At 37.3% G+C, this 16,460-nt stretch carries 13 protein-coding genes, 1 tRNA gene and 1 riboswitch; of the genes, 8 read left to right on the plus strand and 6 right to left on the minus strand.

The annotated features are described in order from the left end of the window. Positions 1-39: 39 nt before the first annotated feature. From PWU04_RS06505 to PWU04_RS06515, 3 genes are all read left to right on the plus strand, one after another. A complete protein-coding gene (locus PWU04_RS06505; protein ID WP_274475122.1) occupies positions 40-2,532 on the plus strand; it encodes a DUF5686 and carboxypeptidase-like regulatory domain-containing protein in 2,493 nt (830 codons plus the stop codon). 242 nt (positions 2,533-2,774) lie between these two features. Next, the gene (locus PWU04_RS06510) at positions 2,775-3,302 is read left to right on the plus strand and encodes an inorganic diphosphatase (protein ID WP_274475124.1); all 528 of its coding nucleotides are present in this window, start codon (positions 2,775-2,777) and stop codon (positions 3,300-3,302) included. A gap of 117 nt (positions 3,303-3,419) precedes the next feature. Continuing rightward, complete coding sequence (locus PWU04_RS06515) at positions 3,420-5,678, plus strand: sodium-translocating pyrophosphatase (RefSeq protein ID WP_274475126.1); 2,259 nt, start codon at positions 3,420-3,422, stop codon at positions 5,676-5,678. 50 nt (positions 5,679-5,728) lie between these two features. On the opposite strand, the gene PWU04_RS06520 is transcribed toward PWU04_RS06515, so the two are convergent. From PWU04_RS06520 to PWU04_RS06530, 3 genes are all read right to left on the minus strand, one after another. Then, the gene (locus PWU04_RS06520; protein WP_274475127.1) at positions 5,729-6,433 is read right to left on the minus strand and encodes a T9SS type A sorting domain-containing protein; all 705 of its coding nucleotides are present in this window, start codon (positions 6,431-6,433) and stop codon (positions 5,729-5,731) included. 163 nt (positions 6,434-6,596) lie between these two features. Further along, on the minus strand, positions 6,597-7,211 hold the full coding sequence (locus PWU04_RS06525) for a deoxynucleoside kinase (RefSeq protein ID WP_274475128.1): 615 nt from the start codon (positions 7,209-7,211) through the stop codon (positions 6,597-6,599). 3 nt (positions 7,212-7,214) lie between these two features. Continuing rightward, positions 7,215-8,000: a hypothetical protein gene (locus PWU04_RS06530; RefSeq protein ID WP_274475129.1), complete on the minus strand. Its 786-nt coding sequence runs from the start codon at positions 7,998-8,000 to the stop codon at positions 7,215-7,217. A 380-nt stretch (positions 8,001-8,380) separates the two neighbouring features. Here PWU04_RS06530 and PWU04_RS06535 point away from each other — a divergent pair. After that, positions 8,381-8,462 (plus strand) — tRNA-Tyr (locus PWU04_RS06535). 122 nt (positions 8,463-8,584) lie between these two features. Then, a complete protein-coding gene (locus tag PWU04_RS06540; protein WP_274475130.1) occupies positions 8,585-9,496 on the plus strand; it encodes a bestrophin family protein in 912 nt (303 codons plus the stop codon). A gap of 145 nt (positions 9,497-9,641) precedes the next feature. Here PWU04_RS06540 and metK read toward each other — a convergent pair whose 3' ends face one another. From metK to PWU04_RS06555, 3 genes are all read right to left on the minus strand, one after another. Then, positions 9,642-10,898 (minus strand): methionine adenosyltransferase, encoded by a 1,257-nt coding sequence (gene metK / locus PWU04_RS06545; protein ID WP_274475131.1) that lies wholly within the window; start codon positions 10,896-10,898, stop codon positions 9,642-9,644. A 200-nt stretch (positions 10,899-11,098) separates the two neighbouring features. Beyond that, the gene (locus PWU04_RS06550; RefSeq protein WP_274475133.1) at positions 11,099-12,331 is read right to left on the minus strand and encodes an ammonium transporter; all 1,233 of its coding nucleotides are present in this window, start codon (positions 12,329-12,331) and stop codon (positions 11,099-11,101) included. A gap of 6 nt (positions 12,332-12,337) precedes the next feature. After that, positions 12,338-12,676 carry a P-II family nitrogen regulator gene (locus tag PWU04_RS06555; protein WP_274475135.1) on the minus strand — a complete coding sequence of 113 codons (339 nt, stop codon included), beginning with the start codon at positions 12,674-12,676 and terminating at the stop codon, positions 12,338-12,340. Between the two features lie 304 nt (positions 12,677-12,980). Then, positions 12,981-13,088, plus strand: a riboswitch (SAM riboswitch). A 113-nt stretch (positions 13,089-13,201) separates the two neighbouring features. Here PWU04_RS06555 and PWU04_RS06560 point away from each other — a divergent pair. Genes PWU04_RS06560 through PWU04_RS06570 form a run of 3 tightly spaced genes read left to right on the plus strand, consistent with a single transcriptional unit; the run spans position 13,202 to position 16,449 of the window. Continuing rightward, the gene (locus PWU04_RS06560) at positions 13,202-14,377 is read left to right on the plus strand and encodes a trans-sulfuration enzyme family protein (RefSeq protein ID WP_274475137.1); all 1,176 of its coding nucleotides are present in this window, start codon (positions 13,202-13,204) and stop codon (positions 14,375-14,377) included. Continuing rightward, a complete protein-coding gene (locus tag PWU04_RS06565; RefSeq protein ID WP_274475139.1) occupies positions 14,364-15,446 on the plus strand; it encodes a homoserine dehydrogenase family protein in 1,083 nt (360 codons plus the stop codon). Before PWU04_RS06560 ends, PWU04_RS06565 begins: the two co-directional genes overlap by 14 nt. Before the next feature lie 4 nt (positions 15,447-15,450). Next, on the plus strand, positions 15,451-16,449 hold the full coding sequence (locus PWU04_RS06570; protein ID WP_274475140.1) for a homocysteine S-methyltransferase family protein: 999 nt from the start codon (positions 15,451-15,453) through the stop codon (positions 16,447-16,449). Positions 16,450-16,460: the final 11 nt, after the last annotated feature.

The following is a 16,460-nucleotide window of genomic DNA, read 5'->3' on the forward strand; positions in this document are numbered from 1 at the left end:
TGACGCCCCCATGTTGATGAAGTTTTTTTTTATTTCTATATGAATTTAAAACTACTTACGCTTTTCCTTTTTTTTAGCATAGCATCTGCTTTGGGTCAAACCAAGGTTAGTGGTTATATAATTGATCAAGACGATCAACCAGTTTCTTTTGCGAATGTCGTTTTTAAAGGCTCAACCATTGGAACCATTACTGATGAGAATGGTAGATTTTATTTAGAGTCTGATGAGACCTGGAATACACTTGCAGTTTCCTTTTTAGGTTTTGAAACCTTGATTCTTCCACTTGATAAAAAAGTAAATTACGATTTAAAACTAGTACTTAAGGAAGCACAAGATCAGCTCGATGAGGTTGTTATTGTAGCTGGAAAACAACCAAAGAAGAATAACCCAGCTATTGATTTACTCCGAAAGATTTGGGAGCACAGACGAAGAAATGGTGTCAAACAGTTCAAGCAATATGAGTACGATAAATACGAGAAGATAGAATTTGACTTAAATACTATTGATAGTAACCTTATTAAAAGTAAACTATTCAAAGGGATGGAGTTTGTGTTTGATCAAGTAGATACATCAAAGGTTACGGGAAAAACCTATCTGCCCATATTTATCAATGAATCTGCAAGTAGAGTGTATGGAGATAATGCTTTAAAAAAGGAGAAAGAAATATTAAATGGGAATAAAAACTCTGGGTTTAGTAACAATCAAACCATTATTGATTTTATTCAGGACCTTTATTCTGACTATGATGTGTACGATAACTATATAAAAGTTTTTGAGAAAAGTTTTGTGAGTCCTTTATCCAGAACAGGAATCAATGTTTACAACTATGTTTTGTCCGATAGTGCTTTTATCGACAATAAATGGTGTTATAACATTATTTATTATCCCAGACGAAAAAACGAGCTTACTTTCAAAGGAGATTTTTGGGTTAACGACACCACTTATGCCATAAAGGAAATTAATCTTAAAGCTTCAAAAAGTGCTAATATTAACTGGGTGAAGGATATTTATATCGAACAGGAATTCGAAGTGTTAAACGATTCTACCCTTTTAATGACTCGCGATTACTTTATGTCCGATTTTTCATTTCAGAAAAAGGAAAAGGCAAAAGGAATTTACGGTAAAAGAACCACGTTGTACGACAATTATGAGTTTAATAAGGCTAAAGGGGAAGACTTTTATAAGCAGGAAGTATACAATTACAATGAGAGTGTATATAATCGCAATGATGAATTTTGGGAGCAAAACCGCATGGAGAGCCTTAATAAGGATGAGGTTGGGGTTTATAAAATGCTCGATACCTTAAAGACAGTTAAGAAATTTAAACGGCTTTATAATATTGGAACTGTACTTGTTTCAGGATATGTAGAAATAGATCGATGGAATATGGATTATGGGCCTATTTATTCAACGTTTGGGTATAACGAAGTTGAGGGAGTGCGCATTCGCGGGGGAGGACGTACTTATTTTGGGCCTAATGATAGTTGGCGTTTGGAGGGATTTGCTGCCTATGGGTTAAAAGATGATAAGGTAAAATATGGTATTTCAGGTAAAATCTTGCTTGATAAGAAAAATAGGATTATTATTTCTGGAGGAAACAGAAGAGATGTGGAACAGATAGGAGCTAGCTTGACCACTTCTAATGATGTACTTGGTCGTAGTTTAGCCTCATCAGCCCTATTTGCCAAGGGAACTAACGATAAGCTTACCAATATTAACCTGACAAGTTTGGCGTTTGAGATTGAACCAGCGAAAAATCTGGTATTTCGATTGGGAGGGGACTATCGTACCTTGGAATCTGCTTCTCCAACATTTAGTTTGGATTATTATGATCCTGCTTCGCCAACGGGTATTTCTTCAAAGGTTAAACAATATGAAACCACTTTGTCATTATTCTATTATCCTGGTCGAAAAATGACAGGTCATGGTGTGGAACGCCAAGTTGTAAATGATGATTTTCCTAGTTTTTTTGCTCGCCTTAGTTTGGCAGATAAAGGATTGTTGGAAAGTGATTTTACCTATAAAAAAGTTCAGTTTTCCTATACGCACCCATGGCAATTAGGAGGCTTTGGTCGTTTACAGTCTACGATGGAGATGGGTAAGACATTTGGCGAGGTACCATTAGGTTTGCTTAGTGTTGTGCCTGGTAACCAGGCATATTTCTCAATTTATAATACTTTTTCTCAACTAGATTTTTATGAGTTTGTTACGGATACTTATGCCTCATTGCATTTAGAACATAATTTTAATGGACGATTGTTTTCAAGAATACCTGCGTTGAGAAAACTTAATTGGAGGGAGATAGTAGGTTTGCGAGGTGTATGGGGGCAGATATCTGATGAAAACGTCTCGCTAAATGCATCTGATCTTATTTATAGGGCACCTTCTGATAAGGTTTATTACGAATACAGTTTTGGCATAGGGAATATTTTCAAAGTGTTTCGGATTGATTTCAATTTTAGGGGTAATTACAAGGAAGTGCCAGATGTACGAAAGTTTGGTATAACAGGAAGTTTTGGGTTCTATTTCTAATATTTAAGCAGGGTTCTCAATTAGTGGGTTTTTCTTATTATAGAGATAACAGAAGGTCTTATCGCAGCTATACTGTTAATAAAGTACGAGGAGATTACGAATGAAGTCATGAATGGGGTTTTGAAACAAATTCTAAGTCAATTGAAAGTCTTACTTGTATATTCTAAAGGTTTATTAACCATTTTTTTATTGTCTAAAAAGGAAAGCTTCAGTACCTTTGCGCCCGTAAAAAAACAAGAACTATGAGTCCAAAAGGAAAAAAGACCTTTGATGTTTTAATAGAAATTCCAAAGGGAAGCCGTAATAAATACGAATACGATTTTGAATTAAAGAAAATCCGTTTCGACAGAATGTTGTTTTCATCTATGATGTACCCTGCTGATTACGGATTTATTCCAGAAACTTTGGCTTTAGATGGAGATCCTTTAGATGTATTGGTATTGGGTAGCGAGCCTACTTTTCCAAATTGTGTTATGGAGGTAAAACCTATTGGAGTATTCCATATGGCCGATGAAAAAGGTCCAGATGAAAAATTAGTATGTGTTCCTGTTTCAGACCCAATATGGAACAAGCTTAACGACCTATCTGATATGAACCCTCACCTTAAAGAAGAGATTACACACTTCTTCCAGGTTTACAAAGATCTTGAAAAGAAAAAAGTAGATGTAGGTGGATGGGGAGATGCAAAAGAAGCATATGAGATCTTAAATAATTGTGTGGATCGTTACGAAGAAAGTGAACACAAAACTAAAGGTGATTTCACTATCTAGTCGATTTATTAAAATATCTTAACAGAAAAACCTTCCAAGCTATGTTTGGAAGGTTTTTTTTTCTACTTGATTTTGTTACATTTATAGTTAACATAACCAATTCAAACTATAAAATATATGAAATCTAACATGATTTTTGTGCCCATGGCCTTGGCCATACTGGGCTTGCTCTTTATGTTCGTAAAGATGGTATGGGTAAAGAAGCAGGACCCAGGTAGCGATAAGATGCAGAGCATCTCAAAAAGTATCAAAGAAGGGGCCTTGGCATTTTTGCAAGCCGAATATAGGCTCCTTCTTGTTTTTGTAATTATCGCAGCCATAGCCTTAGGAGTTATATCATATTTAGTACCTACAACCCATTGGGTAATTATTGTGGCTTTTGTTTTTGGAGCAGTCTTCTCAGCGCTTGCTGGTAATATTGGTATGCGTGTTGCTACAGAGGCCAATGCTCGCACTGCAGAAGCGGCTAAAACCAGTTTGCCACAGGCGCTTAAGGTGTCGTTTGGAGGGGGAACAGTAATGGGGCTTGGTGTAGCTGGTCTTGCTGTATTAGGTTTGAGTATTTTCCTGTTTATTTTTATAAAGATGTTTATTGTAGGGAATCAGCCCTTTTATGAGGAAATGACTATTGCCTTAGAGGCTCTTGCAGGTTTCTCTTTGGGAGCAGAATCCATTGCGTTATTTGCTCGTGTAGGTGGAGGAATCTACACTAAAGCTGCTGATGTAGGTGCCGATTTGGTCGGCAAGGTTGAAGCCGGAATTCCTGAAGACGATCCTCGTAATCCTGCGACTATTGCCGATAATGTTGGAGATAACGTTGGGGATGTAGCCGGTATGGGGGCTGATTTATTTGGGTCGTATGTGGCTACAGTATTGGCAGCCATGGTTCTTGGGAATTATGTAATAAAAGACATGTCGGTTAATAGTCCATTTACTGATGGGTTTAATAATATGGGGCCTGTTTTGCTTCCAATAGTTATTGCGGGAGTTGGTATTTTGGCTTCTATACTAGGAACTTTTATGGTGAAGATTACTAGCAATAGTGCAAAGGAAGCACAGGTGCAAAAAGCGCTGGATACAGGTAATTGGGTAGCTATACTATTAACCTTAGGTGCTAGTTATTTTTTGATTGACTGGATGTTACCAGCTGTTATTGATATGAAGTTTTTTGGAGTGGGTTACAAACCAGTAGCCTCCATTAACGTGTTCTGGTCAGCTTGCATAGGACTGGCCGTAGGAGCCCTTATTTCGGCGGTTACATCCTATTATACAAGTCTGGGAAAAAAACCTGTTCTTGACATTGTTAAAAATAGTTCAACAGGGGCAGCTACAAATATAATTGCGGGATTAGCAGTAGGGATGAAGTCTACTTTCTTGTCTGTTTTACTTTTTGCTGGCGCTATTTATGGTGCGTATGCTTTGGCTGGATTCTATGGTGTGGCATTATCAGCATCAGCCATGATGGCTACAACTGCAATGCAGTTAGCTATAGATGCTTTTGGACCAATTGCAGATAATGCAGGTGGTGTTGCAGAAATGAGTGAGCTGGAACCAGAAGTTCGTGAACGTACTGACATTTTGGATTCTGTTGGTAATACTACAGCCGCGGTTGGAAAAGGATTTGCGATTGCTTCGGCAGCGCTTACAGCTCTGGCATTGTTTGCGGCCTATGTAACGTTTACTGGAATCCATGGGATTAATATTTTTAAGGCAGATGTTTTAGCGGCTCTTTTTGTAGGAGGTATGATTCCCGTGATATTTTCGGCACTTGCCATGCAGAGTGTTGGTAAAGCAGCGATGGAAATGGTACAGGAAGTACGTCGTCAATTTAAGGAGATCCCTGGTATTATGGAAGGTACAGGGACGCCGGAATATGGGAAATGTGTTGATATTTCTACCCGTGCAGCCCTAAGGGAAATGCTTCTTCCGGGATTGATTACGATTATTACACCAATCATTATTGGAACCATATTTGGAGCAGAACCACTAGGAGGATATATGGCAGGTGTTTGTGTTAGTGGGGTAATGTGGGCTATTTTTCAAAATAATGCTGGGGGAGCTTGGGATAATGCTAAAAAATCGTTTGAAGCAGGTGTGGAGATAGATGGAAAAATGGAGTTTAAAGGGAGTGATGCCCATAAGGCTGCTGTAACAGGAGACACTGTTGGTGATCCCTTTAAAGATACTTCTGGGCCATCAATGAATATCTTAATTAAATTAACCTGTTTGGTGGGGCTGGTGATAGCTCCAATTTTGGGAGGTCATGTGGAAGAAGGTTATGCTGAAAAACCAGCAAAGGATGATGTGAAAAAAGAAGTGAAACATGAAACTTCTACAGATACAGATAAGATGGACTCTATTGTTCTTAAGGAGTAAGAGAATGTGTGACAAAAAACAAGAAGCGCCCATTTCGGGCGCTTTTTGTTTTAATGTCTTATGAACTTTTTTGTAATTTGTTTTCCATCAGTATCAACTAGAGTAATAAAGTATAACCCTCTGCCTAAATGATCTAATTTAATCGAATTTGGGCTATGGCTGTATTCATTTTGATAAACCTTCTTTCCGCTGAGTGAAGTAATTAATATTTCCTTAATGATGATTTGGGATTTAAAGTTTAAGACATCTGTGACTGGGTTAGGAAATAGACTAATTATAGAATTGCTAACTTGTTCATTTGATAAAGTACCTAAACGAAATGCACAAATATTATAGGTGTCTTGCGGGTTTTTAGTACTTAAAGAAATATAAAGTTTAGTGCCAGCTGTTATCTCTCCAGTATAGGCGACTCCAGTATAAGCGCAAGTAAACCAGTCAGTAACAAGATTTCCTGGTACACCTTCCAGAAAAACCATTTTCAAGTCAGGAGAGTTTCCTCCATGTTCGATTTGGTATTCTCCCGATTCATTAAATTCAATTAAAAACCAAACTTCATAATCATTAGCTAAAGTCAAAGAGCAGTCGTTTTCACCTGAGATGGGAAATCGATTTGAGAAATTCCCAGATATACTGTTTTCGCATATAGAGCTTTCAGATATGTTTAGGGGTATTGCATTTTCTGGGATATCGCCTTGGGCATATAAATTGGCAAAAATGAGCCAAATTAAAGCCACTGAAATCATAACTGTTTTCATGATATATAAGTGTTGTGGCTTTAAGAAGAATTGCTAATATAAATTTACGAAAATATGAAACTATTTACTGTAAGTTAAATCATGCTTTACACGTGTTCTTTGCTTACGCTTACAAAAAAAAAGCACCAGTAGGTGCTTTTTTTTTTTTTTTTGAATAGTATTCTTAAAACAATCCATTTATTTCGGCATCAATACGGTTGATAACCTCTCCTAAATCCTCTGGTTTGTCCACAAAGTTTACTCTGTCAACATCTATAATAAGTAATTTTCCGTTGTCATAACCATGTATCCAAGCTTCGTAACGCTCGTTAAGCCTACTTAAATAATCAATACTTATTGAGTTTTCGTATTCTCGCCCTCGTTTATGAATCTGTCCTACCAAATTTGGAATAGAACTCCTTAAGTAGATTAACAAGTCTGGTCCTTGTACGAGCGATTCCATTAAATCGAAAAGTGTGCGGTAGTTTTCAAAGTCCCTATTGGTCATGAGTCCCATGGCATGAAGGTTAGGTGCGAAAATATGAGCGTCCTCGTAAATGGTTCTATCCTGAATAATTTGCTTGCCGCTCTCTCGAATTTGTAAAACTTGACGAAAACGACTATTTAAAAAGTAAACCTGTAGGTTAAAACTCCAGCGTTCCATTTGGTTGTAAAAGTCGTCCAGATATGGGTTGTCAACCACATCTTCTAGTTGGGCTTCCCAATTATAATGTTTGGCGAGTAATTTGGTAAGTGATGTCTTACCGGCACCTATGTTTCCCGCAACGGCAATATGCATAATTTATTGTAATTTAAGTTGGTAGATCTTGAGTGTGTCCTCTTGATAAATATACAAGGTTTCCTCGATTACAAAAAACTGTTTTATTGATAAATCTGGGAGTGTTATTGGGCGAATTTCATCTTCATTTTTTTTTATTGCAAATAACCTGTTTCCTTTTTTCAAAAAAATATTGCCCATAGATTGACAAAGTGTGTCGAAACCGTCATTTTTAGTTTTGTTTACAATGCTGCCGGTATAATGAAATTGATAAATGTAGTCCTGAGTAAGTAGCCAGCAATCATTGTAATTGCTGTCTATATCTAATGCTTGACCTTGAAGAGGAATTGTTGTTAACCTTGATTTATTGGTTTTATAATCAAAAAGCTCCAATTGCTGAGTGTTTTGGTTGTAAATCCAAACCGTATTGTCAATGCAGGAAGACACAAGAGTAATAGATCTATATGGGGGTAAGTTGTTAAAGTCTACTTTAAAGATTTCTGCAAGTCGGTTATCTAATATTATTAACGTATTAAATTGACTGTAAAATAAAGGTATTTTCAAAGGGTTGAAAATATCGATTTGGCTTATGTTTCCCAACTGAAAATTATTATAATTCAGGCTTGAGCCGTCAAAGTATTTTTTTAAAGTACCTCCATTTAAAGTATACTTAGCTCCAAACTTATCTACATGAATTAAAGCCTCCTTTGTTAAGGGCTTGGTTGCAATTAGGTTTGTGTTTATTGCGTTTTGAGCCAATAATTCAAAAGATAGATTTAGGATTATTACAAGTGATAGAAGGATTCTCATTAAGGCAATGTACAAAAAAAGCATATAGAAGATGGAAGTGGACTAAGTTTTTGTTTTTAAGATTATATAACTCAAATTGGAAGTTATATATCTACTTGAAAGCCTTTAATGATTATTAAGTAAGCGAACTGTAATCTTTGGTTTGCTTAGGTGTTCTTATTTTTATGTGTTGTTTTTAAGGTTTTTGTAGTCTATTTCGGTGGAAAAACAGAATGGATAAATATATAAGTGGATGGTTTTGATAGATTTCATTTACGGGCCGAGCCCTTTCCTGATAAGGTCTTTTTTATGTTTGATGATTCTTTGATAAAAAAAAATTAAAATTCATTCAAAAATTATTTGTCAGATAGACAAACTGTAATATATTTGCGCTCGCATTGGGGGAGATACTCAAGCGGCCAACGAGGGCAGACTGTAAATCTGCTGACTATGTCTTCGCAGGTTCGAATCCTGCTCTCCCCACTAATGAATTAGAAAAATTAACAAAGGCAAGCTTATTTTTGAGCTTGCCTTTGTTTTTATACTGTTTTGTGATCAGATCGTTTTTTCTTAATTTTCGTCTGGATTTACCCTAAAAAATATTTATGCTGATTTCAAAACGTGTTAGACTACATACAATTGTTTCCGGAACATGGAAGTTATTGATATTAGATCTTATAAGCTGTTCGGGTACCTATTGGATCTATTCCTTTTTTATTTCCCCACATTATGAAATGCCTGGATTGATTCCCAGTGTATTGGGTACAGCTTTAGCATTTTTTATTGGTTTTAATAATAACCAAGCTTATGATAGGTGGTGGGAAGCCAGAAAAATTTGGGGCGCACTAGTGAATGATTCCAGGACTTGGGCTAGGCAAATTATTTATTTTCACCATAAAGAAGCTTTAAACAAATCAGAAATATCCATGGAATCCCGAAAGATGATTCATAGGCATATTTCATTTTTATATGCCTTAAAGCAAGCTTTAAGAAAAACATCTGATAATGAATACAAAAAATATCTTTCAGAAAATGATATAGCCTATGTTGAGCAAGAATCAAATAAACCAAATGCAATTCTAACAATACAAACCAAAGAACTCAATCAATTGTATGGGGAAAACCGTTTTGATGGGTTTAAGTTTATTGAGTTAAATAAAATGTTGGTTAATTTTTGTGATCATATGGGAAAATCAGAGCGAATTTTAAATACGATTTTTCCAACTACTTATAACTATTACACGCGCATATTTATTTGGGTGTTCATTGTTTTTGTTACAATGGAAGTTTCCGAAAGTGTGGGCGCCTTTGCTATTCCAATTGGGACCTTGATTGGGTATGTGTTTTTAACGACACATTCTATAGGTCAAACATTGTTAAATCCTTTTGAAGACTTGCCTACGGGTATCCCTTTAAATCAAATAACACGTACCATAGAAATTAATCTATTGGAGACGCTTGGAGATAGTGAAATTCCAGAGCCTGTTCAGCCAATTGATGATGAGTATGTTATGTAGAGAGAGGGCTTATTGTTTATTCTTCTTCCTTTTTGGTTTCATTTTTGTAAATGAAAACAGCAAGAACAAGATTAATAATGTATGGTAAAAAAAAAGTCCCGATTGTTTTCGAGACTTATAATGTGATAATGGTTAGATCTTACTGTTACTCTAGCCCAAAAGTTGCTTTTACTTTATCTACATAATCCAGCTTTTCCCAAGTGAAAAGTTCAACATCCATGGTTTTTGATTCTCCATTTGGCTGCTCAAAGGTTTTTGTAACCGTTTTGTTTTCACGTCCCATATGCCCATAAGCGGCAGTTTCGCTATACATAGGTTGACGTAATTTTAAGCGTTCTTCTATTGCTGCAGGACGCATATCAAATAATTCTGAAACTTTAGCAGCGATCTCCCCATCAGTCATATTGAACGGGCAAGTGCCATAAGTGTTAACATAGATTCCCATTGGTTCTACAACACCAATAGCGTAGCTCACCTGTACTAAAACTTCTTCACAAACTCCCGCCGCTACAAGGTTTTTTGCAATATGCCTAGTGGCATAAGCAGCACTTCGGTCTACCTTACTCGGGTCTTTTCCAGAAAAAGCACCACCTCCGTGTGCACCTTTACCTCCATAAGTGTCTACAATAATTTTTCTTCCTGTAAGTCCGGTATCCCCATGTGGCCCGCCAATAACGAACTTTCCGGTAGGGTTGATGTGGTATTTTATATTGTCATTAAATAACTCCTGCAAATGCTCTGGGAGTTTTGCGACTACTCTTGGGATAAGGATTTCTACAATATCCTTGCGGATTTTTTCAAGCATTACCTCATCAGTTCCAAAGTTGTCGTGTTGGGTTGAAACGACAATAGCATCGATGCGCTGTGGAATGTTGTCGTCACTGTATTCGATAGTAACCTGACTTTTAGAGTCTGGTCTTAAATAAGTGATATCTTTATTTTCTTTGCGAAGCTCAGCAAGTTCTTTAAGGATAATGTGCGCCAAATCTAAAGCCAATGGCATATAGTGATTGGTTTCACTTGTAGCGTAACCAAACATCATCCCTTGGTCTCCAGCGCCTTGTTCTTCTTTTGTAGCGCGGTCAACACCTCTATTAATGTCGTCCGATTGTTCATGGATAGCTGAAAGTACCCCACATGAATTACCGTCAAACATATACTCCCCTTTGGTATATCCTATTTTGTTGATGGTATCTCTGGCAATTTTTTGAACGTCCAGATAAGTGTTTGATCTCACTTCACCAGCCAAGACTACCTGGCCAGTTGTAACTAGGGTTTCGCAAGCAACCTTAGAATCTGGGTCGAAAGCTAAAAAATGGTCGATTAGGGCATCACTGATTTGATCTGCCACTTTATCGGGGTGCCCCTCAGAAACACTTTCCGAAGTGAATAAGTATGACATACGTACTGTTTTTTGTTGTTAAAATACGGAAAAAAAGGATTGCAGCGTATGCTAAAACGAAGTGTAAAACTGCTTTAGCATTTTTTTACGAGGTTGCAATCAGATCAAATTTTTCCTCCTTATTGAGGGCAAAAGTAAGCATTAAATTAAAACTAAAAAACTATTATAGGGGATTATGATTGAGTAAGTGCGTTTTACGTTTAATGCTCATTTATTCTAAAGTCTGAATATGCGTCCATACCATGTTCATGAGGGTCAAGACCTTCAAGCTCCTCGCGTTCGCTAACTCGTAATCCTACGGTCTTTTTTAATGTATAGATAATTAGAGTTGCTGAAGCTATACAAAATAAAGCGTAGCAGGCTACTCCAGTGAGTTGGCTTGTAAACTGTTGCCATCCAGCTAATTTCCCGAAAATGCCAACAGCCAAAGTGCCCCAAATTCCACAGATAAGATGAACTGTTATGGCTCCAACGGGGTCATCAAGTTTAATTTTATCTATTAAAGAAACACCAAAAACTATAATTGCACCTGCCAGGCCTCCAATAACTATTGCGTTTATTGGAGACATAATATCCGCTCCAGCCGTTATGGCTACTAATCCGCCTAAAATGCCATTTAAAAACATGGTGAGATCGAAGTTTTTAAAAATGAGTGAAGAGCATAGTAAAGCAAACAATCCGCCTGAGGCAGCAGCAAGTGATGTTGTAACAAGAGTAATAGAGGTTAATTCTGGATTTGCAGAAAGGACAGAGCCTCCATTAAAACCAAACCATCCCAGCCAAAGAATAAGAACCCCAGCTGTTGCCAAGGGGATGTTATGTCCTTTAATGGGCATAGCCTTTCCGTTTCTGAATTTTCCAATCCTAGCTCCCAATAGCCAAACTGCAACCAAAGCAGCCCATCCTCCCACAGAGTGAACCAGAGTAGAGCCTGCAAAGTCATAGAAAGGAACTTCTAACTGTTGAAGAAATCCGCCGCCCCATTTCCATGACCCAGCAATAGGATAGACAATGCCAATGTATAGTACAACAAAAATCATAAACGATTCCACTTTTATGCGTTCTGCGACTGCGCCAGAAACAATTGTTGCTGCTGTAGCAGCAAACATCCCCTGGAACAAAAACTCTGTCCAGTAGGTATAACCCGTATTGTAATCTAGGTTTAAGGTCCCGGCAGTTGTGAGCGGTTCGTGGAGCCCCATGCTCTTTAAGCCAATAAAACCGTTGAAAGTTCCTGGGTACATTAATCCAAAACCAATAAAATAATATAGCAATATTCCGCTGGTAATTATAAAAATGTTCTTAAAGAGTACGTTGATGGTGTTTTTTTGTCGTGTAAGTCCAATCTCCAAAAAAGCAAAGCCTAAGTGCATGAAAAATACCAAAGCTGTGCAAATCATCATCCAAACGTTGTTGATAGTTAGTGTGTCCATGATTTTTTAGTTTAATGATGTTTCTCCTTGTTCGTTTGTTCTTATTCGGTAGCATTCGTTGACATCTGATACGAAAAGCTTTCCGTCTCCTACTTCTCCAGTTTGAGACGTGTTCAAAATAGTTTGTATGGTAATATTGGCAATGTCATCGTTAACAACAATGACAAGGTAGCGTCTTTGAATATCTGTTGTGCTATAGGGGACTCCTCGATAAACTGATCCTTTTTTTTCATTTCCCACTCCAGTAACATCCCAGTAAGTGAAAAAAATGATTCCAATGTTGTGTAATGCGTGTTTTACATCGTAGAATTTTGATTTTCTAATTACAGCTTCAATTTTTTTCATAAAGTCTTAGTTTTCAGTTAATTTAGTGAAATTTGTCAAAACAACCCTCTTGATTTTGGGGTTGGTTTGTTGAAAATCGACGTAAAAACATTTTTAGCCCATGAAAATTACGGGGCGCTTATATTTTTATTGTGTTTTTTTTGGTGTTTTATGGTTGTTAAAATAGACTTTGGGGAGTGTCCTCAAAAATTTTATATACATAGTATATAAGAGTGGTTACCAAAAAAAAACAGCGTTAAAAATTTGGAAATTAATTTTTTGTGATTGAATATTTGTGCTCACGAAGTTCAAAACACTTAATGAGATGTTATCAAGAAAGGTGGAGGGACTAGACCCTTTGAAGCCTTAGCAACCCTTTGTTCTATACAAAGAAGGTGCTACATTCTACCAAGTTTGCTTGGATAGATAACTAAAAACAGCTTTTGCATCCTGCAAAGGTCTGTGCAATTTCTTTATAACATTTTTCTTTAAGTACGCCTGAAAGGGCTTGGGCATAATTTTTATTAACTCAAAAAACAAAGAAAAATGAGCGCAACAAAAATCATTCACGCTGTACCTAGCGATCCGTTAACAGGAGCTATTTCTGTACCAGTCTACCAAACATCAACCTTTGTTCAGGATGCGCCAGGAGTGAACAAGGGATTTGACTACGCAAGAACAAACAATCCAACCCGAAAAGTATTGGAAGACTTGGTGGCTTTCTTAGAAGGGGGGCATAGTGGCTTTGCCTTTTCCACGGGTTTAGCAGCTATTGATGCTGTTTTAAAACTCTTATCTTCAGGTGATGAAATTATCGCCGTAGATGACATCTACGGAGGGGCGTACCGATTGTTTACCCATGTTTATGAAAAATTAGGCGTTAAGGTCAATTATGTCGATACAACCGATGCCGATAATGTTGCTCATGCCATAAGCAGCAAAACGAAATTGATTTGGATAGAGTCGCCAACAAATCCAACACTGAAGGTTTCTAATATTGAAAAAATATCAAAGATTGCAAAAAGTGTAGGGGCATTGCTGGTGGTCGATAACACTTTTGCAAGTCCTATAGCTCAACAACCGTTAAAGCTTGGAGCCGATATTCTTATTCACAGTGGAACAAAATATATTGCCGGGCACTCCGATTTAGTTGCAGGACTGGTAGTGACCAAGACGAAAGAACTTTCGGAAAAAATCAAGTTTGTTCATAATGCAAGTGGAGCTGTATTGGGGCCTTGGGATTGCTTCTTGACCATTCGTGGAATAGAAACTCTGGACTTGAGATATAAAAAACAATGCGAAAATGCCTTTTCCGTTGCGGCTTTCTTAAGTCAACAGGAATTTGTCGATGAAGTACATTATCCGGGGTTGGTAACCCATAAAAACCATGAGATTGCTAAAAAGCAACAAAATGGATTGTTCGGAGGTATTGTTTCTTTTTCCCTAAAATTGGATACCCAAGAAGCAGCAAACGCTTTCGTAACAAATACTAAATACTTCAAATTGGCAGAGAGTTTAGGTGGGATTAAGAGCTTGCTTTGCCACCCCGCTCAAATGACCCATGCGTCAATTCCAAGAGAACGTCGATTAACATCTGGTATTAAAGATTCTTTAATCAGATTGTCATGTGGAATAGAAGAAGCCGATGACCTAATCGGTGATTTAAGAAAAGCATTCGAAGTAGTTAAACACTTAAACCAATTGAAAGATGTCAAAAAATAAGCAAATAACCATTGTTGTTTTCGGGATAGGCAATGTAGGGAGTACATTGATAAATCAAATTTTAGAGGCAAAAGGAGTACTTCTTGAAAAGCAAAATCTAGAAGTTAAGATTCCCGTTATAGCGAATTCAAAGTATGTGTTTTTCGACAGGGCAGGAATGGGCAAAAATTGGGAGTTGGATTTTGAAGCGAGTTCTGTGCCGTATTCTATAGAAGATGTAATCAACCATGTAAATGATTGGGGCTATAAAAACTTAATCGCTATAGATGCGACGGCCAGTAAAGAATTTGTAGAGCATTATATTCCGTTAGTGGAAAATGGATTTAATATCGTTTCGGCCAATAAAGTGGCAAATACCTTGGATTATGCCTATTACAAAGCATTAAGAGAGACTCTAAAAATTAATAATAAGACATTCTTGTATGAAACCAATGTAGGAGCTGGTTTGCCAGTGATTGAAACCATAAAAAAACTCCATGAGTCAGGTGAGAAGATCGAAAAAGTACGAGGCGTATTTTCGGGATCGTTAAGCTATATTTTTAATACATTTTCCAAATGCGATAAGCTATTTTCTACTGTTTTGACAGAAGCTTCATCTTTGGGGCTTACCGAACCCGATGCCCGTGAAGATTTATCGGGCAACGATGTGGCGAGAAAGCTTTTGATCTTAGCTCGGGAACTCGATATAAATAAGGAGTTAATAGATGTTAAAGTAGAGGGCTTGGTACCAAAAAACTTGAAAGGAAAAACTACTGTACATCAGTTCAATAAGCGACTCAAGGAATTGGATAATACTTTTAAGCATAAAAAGCAGGATCTTCAAGAAGGACAGGTTTTGAGGTATGTGGGGGAATTGGATGTGGTTTCCCAAAATTTGGAAGTAAAGCTAGTGCAAGAAATAAAAAGTTCTCCTTTGGGACAGTTGCAGGGCGCAGATACGGTATTTGAAATTTTTACTGAATCTTATAAAGAAACGCCTTTGGTAATTCAGGGTGCTGGAGCAGGAAAATCAGTTACAGCCAGGGGAGTGTTTTCAGATGTTATAAAAATAGCACAACATTTAAATTAAGGTCATGGCAAATATTTGGGAAGAACTGGAGAAAAGAATTTTGGTGCTTGATGGTGCTATGGGAACTATGCTTCAGAGGTATAAATTTTCTGAAGAGGATTTTCGAGGAGAGCGGTTTAAGGATTTCCATCTACCATTAAAGGGTAATAATGATTTATTGTCTTTAACGCAACCTCGAGCTATTGCGGAAATCCATCGTCAGTATTTTGAGGTAGGAGCAGATATTGTTGAAACGAATACCTTTTCATCGACAACTATTGCAATGGCAGATTATGGTTTGGAGGATATGGTTTATGAACTGAATTACCAATCAGCAAAAATCGCCAAGGAAGTTGCTTTGGAATTTACAAAAGCCAATCCTCAAAAACCTCGATTTGTTGCCGGAAGTATTGGACCTACTAATAGAACGGCCAGTTTATCCCCAGATGTCAATAGGCCCGAGTTTAGAGCAGTAACTTTTGATGAATTAAGAATAGCATATCAACAGCAAGTTGAAGCTTTGCTGGATGGAGGTGTAGATGTGTTATTGGTAGAAACCGTATTCGATACTTTAAACGCCAAAGCAGCTTTATTTGCTATCGAAGATGTTAAAGAAGCCAGAGGTGTTGATGTTCCTATTATGGTGTCGGGAACCATAACCGATGCTTCTGGTAGAACATTATCGGGGCAAACCGTTGAAGCGTTTTTAATTTCGATACAACATATTCCTTTGCTTAGTGTAGGTTTCAATTGCGCCCTAGGTGCGGCGCAGTTGAAACCTTATTTACAACGATTGTCCCAAGAAACTGGTTTTTTTACTTCTGCACACCCCAATGCTGGTTTGCCCAACGCCTTTGGGGAGTACGATCAAAGCCCTAAGCAAATGCAGGAATTGATTAAGGAGTATTTAGAGCATGGGCTTGTTAATATCATAGGAGGTTGCTGTGGAACAACGCCAGACCATATAAAAGCCATTTCCGAAGTGTTAGCGTTTTATACACCAAGAGAAGCTGTGGCAAATTAATAAAGAAGAAG

Source organism: Mangrovimonas aestuarii (assembly GCF_028767185.1).
GTDB classification, from domain to species: Bacteria; Bacteroidota; Bacteroidia; order Flavobacteriales; family Flavobacteriaceae; genus Mangrovimonas_B; species Mangrovimonas_B aestuarii.